The organism is Peribacillus sp., from assembly GCF_059453735.1.
Window position 1 is genome coordinate 1 of record NZ_JAZVJO010000171.1, and the last position, 3,557, is coordinate 3,557.

The following is a 3,557-nucleotide window of genomic DNA, read 5'->3' on the forward strand; positions in this document are numbered from 1 at the left end:
TGCTGTACATGAATTACGGGTTTCTTTCCCAGTCATTTGCCATGTAATCCAATCAGTTGCTTCAATAAACCCATCCATTTCCTGATATATCTCAGGGTCTTCATCAAGTATTTGCATCAACTTTGGAAAAAGCCATTCAGATGATATCTTCCCGCCATAACGAGCTAAAAATGGTTCTTTCCGTTCTTCGGCTATCTTATTTAATTTATCAGCTGCATACTGAGCAGCATGGTGCTTCCATAGTTTTACCCAGGCATGAGGACGATTGCGAAACGCTGGCAGCTCACATAGCGGAGTTCCGTCCTTTTTTACTGGCAATACCGTACACGCAGTAAAATCAACCCCGATTGATATGATTTCTTCTTTTGCTAGTTTGCTAGATGAAATCGCTTCCTTTACAGAGTCAATTAAGCATGTTACATAATCTCTCGGGTTCTGCAGGGCCCAATCTTTTCCTAAAGGGATCGCTGTGTTAGGCAGATGGTTAGTGATGACAGCATCTGGATAATCTTTTACCGCTGAGGCAATGATATTTCCTGTTTTAAGATCCACAATGACAGATCTAGCTGACAATGAACCGAAATCTACTCCTATTGAATAGGTACTAGTCATATAATTCATCCTTTCTAGTAAGCGCTTTCTATAAAAACAATATAATATTTATACGTATAAATGTCAATTTAGATTTTTTATGTGCATGAATAATACTTATTCCGGCTGTCTTGTAATCAAACTAGAGAATAGGTATGATATGAATATTGATTTAAGGAGAGATATCATGCAGCCAAAATATAAAATTGTTATTGAAGAAATTAAGTCTTGGCTTTTTGAGGAACAGTTTCTTCCGCATCAAAAATTGCCCACCGAGACACAGCTAATGGACCGGTTTTCCGTTAGCAGACACACGGTTAGGCGGGCTATTGGAGATCTAGAGGTGGAAAATTATCTCTATCGGATTCAAGGGGGGGGCATCTATGCCGCTGATTGGAAGGGAAAACAGGCCAATCAAAATCCTACTAAAACGATAGCCGTACTAACGACCCATATTGCTGATTATATTTTCCCTAATATTATTGTGGGGATTGAAAAAATATTATCCGAACATTCCTTTTCCCTTCTCCTGGCCAGTACACATAATGATCCTTTAGTAGAACGTAAAAGCTTAGAGAATTTATTGTCCCAGCCCATTGAAGGGATGATTGTGGAACCAACAAAAAGTTCACATCCTAGTCAAAATATCGGAATATATAAGAATATGAAGAATAACCATATCCCTTGTCTGATGATTAATTCTGCTTATCAAGATATTGATTTTCCTAGGATTACAATGGATGATTTTAAGGGAGGATACATGGCTACAGAACACCTGTTAGAACTGGGACATGTCGAGATTTTAGGAATCTTCAAAACCGACGATCAACAGGGAGTGAAGAGGATGAATGGCTTTATTTCCGCTTATCAGCAAAATCCTTCTGTCTCATCAATCGGTCAGTTTATTACCTTTCAAACCAATGAAGAGAAAAAAGAATTACCAGAACGAATCAGAGCGGTTCTCAAACACTCCAATAAGCCGACAGGTATTGTTTGTTATAACGACCAAGTAGCTGTCCAAGTTATTTCTATTGCAAAAGAATTAGGAATTGATGTCCCTAATGAGTTATCCATTGTCGGATACGATGACTCACCAATCGCTAGTATCTTGGATGTAAAGTTAACCACAATCAGGCATCCTCAAGAACAAATGGGGATAGATGCTGGAAGAATGATTCTTAAACTCATAGAATCGGGTACAAGTGATGGCGATCCATCGATTCTTTATGAGCCGGAACTAATTACACGACAATCTACGAAAGAAATAAAAAGGTAAGTGCTAATCATTGATTGGTACTTTTTTTTGTTTATTTTTAGCGCTTGACATTTATACGTACAAATTATAAACTCAATTCGAGAAAGCGCTTCCTGTTAACTGAATATTCATTTAGCAAAGGCAGCAAGTTGTACATGGAGAGTGATTTATTTTTTCACCAATACACCTACGAATTGAGGGACAGAAGATGGCGACTAGTAAATTAAGGAATACTCATTCATTTTGGTACATCGTTATAATTTCAGCTGCTGCTGGAATGGCAGGATTACTCTACGGGTATGATACAGCTGTTATTTCAGGTGCAATTGGATTTTTACAAGAGTTATATGATTTATCTCCAGCTATGGAAGGGTTCGTTATTTCGAGTATTATGATTGGTGGTATTATTGGGGTGGCTGTTTCCGGCTATTTAAGCGATGCTTATGGGCGAAAGAAAATCTTAAAGGTTGCTGCAATACTATTTGCGATATCTGCAATTGCTTCTGCTTTTGCCATTTCAGTTGCGATGCTGATTGGAGCAAGAATAATCGGCGGTATCGGTATTGGCCTTGCTTCTGCATTAGCGGTCACATACATCACAGAATGTGCACCAGCTGCCATTCGTGGTCGTTTATCCTCTATGTATCAATTATTTACTGTAATCGGAATTTCAGCTACATTCTTTGTCAATTTATTAGTAGCCGATTCAGGAACACATGAATGGGGAGTGGAAACCGGCTGGCGCTGGATGTTAGGATATGGTGTGATTCCTGCCTTAATCTTTTATCTAACATTGCTTTTCGTTCCAGAAAGTCCACGTTACTTGGTCCAAAAAGGAAGAGATCAAGAAGCATTACAGGTATTAACCAATATTAATGGCAGTGAAGCAGCAAAAGTTGAAATGAAAGCGATTAAACATTCTATTGACACGGAAACAAATCTTTCAATGCGACAGCTGTTTAAACCAGGGTTAAGAAAAGCACTAGGGGTAGGTATCTTCCTCGCTCTTTTCAATCAAGTGATTGGAATGAATGCGATTACATATTATGGTCCGGAGATTTTTAGGATGGTTGGTTTTGAAGATAACACGGAGTTTGTGGCCACAAGTATGGTTGGACTCATGCAGGTTGTTGCGACAGTTGCTGCCGTTATTTTAATCGATAAAGCAGGACGAAAAAAGCTGATGGCGATTGGTTCCTTCTTTATGGCACTATTTATGCTCTTAATTGGAGGCGTTTTCTTTTTTGATATTAACAGCGGACCCTTGCTTGTTATCTTCATAATGGGTTTCACAGCGGCATTCTGCATCTCGATGGGACCGATTCCATGGATTATGATTCCAGAAATATTCCCGAATCATTTACGAGCACGAGCAGTAGGGTTAACAACGATGTTTTTATGGGGAGCAAACTGGGCGATCGGACAGTTCACCCCTATGTTATTAAACGGGTTGGGCGGAGCTATTACATTCTGGATCTTTGCTGCCATTAACGTTATTTGCTTCATCTTCGTTATGACGATTATTCCTGAAACTAAGAACAAAACGTTAGAAGAAATTGAACAATTCTGGAAGCCAAAAAATCACAAAGTTCAAGTAAGAAAAGGTGCGTAAAGCAACAGACTAAAACCCGCGGTTGAACTCTTTTATCAAGGAATTTAACCACGGGTTTTTAATTCATTAAGTATTAATTTACCTTTGTTAACAAATAAA

The 3,557-nt window shown here is 38.7% G+C and carries 3 protein-coding genes; 2 read left to right on the forward strand and 1 reads right to left on the reverse strand.

Annotated features, from left to right (window positions below; translation table 11 throughout):
- Positions 1 to 612: FGGY family carbohydrate kinase (locus AC52RT_RS05725; RefSeq protein ID WP_495539851.1), on the reverse strand; the 612-nt coding region annotated here is incomplete at its 3' end.
- A gap of 166 nt (positions 613 to 778) precedes the next feature.
- Here AC52RT_RS05725 and AC52RT_RS05730 point away from each other — a divergent pair.
- Both AC52RT_RS05730 and AC52RT_RS05735 read left to right on the forward strand, forming a co-directional pair.
- Positions 779 to 1,867, forward strand: coding sequence for a substrate-binding domain-containing protein (locus tag AC52RT_RS05730; protein WP_495539852.1), 1,089 nt, complete (start codon positions 779 to 781; stop codon positions 1,865 to 1,867).
- 187 nt (positions 1,868 to 2,054) lie between these two features.
- Positions 2,055 to 3,458, forward strand: coding sequence for a sugar porter family MFS transporter (locus tag AC52RT_RS05735; protein ID WP_495539853.1), 1,404 nt, complete (start codon positions 2,055 to 2,057; stop codon positions 3,456 to 3,458).
- The last annotated feature ends 99 nt before the right edge of the window (positions 3,459 to 3,557 follow it).

What these genes read in the sequence shown, in the direction of transcription:
- AC52RT_RS05735 (WP_495539853.1), top strand. Translation starts at nt 2,055, where the DNA reads ATGGCGACTAGTAAATTAAGGAATACTCATTCATTTTGGTACATCGTT.
- AC52RT_RS05730 (WP_495539852.1), top strand. Translation starts at nt 779, where the DNA reads ATGCAGCCAAAATATAAAATTGTTATTGAAGAAATTAAGTCTTGGCTT.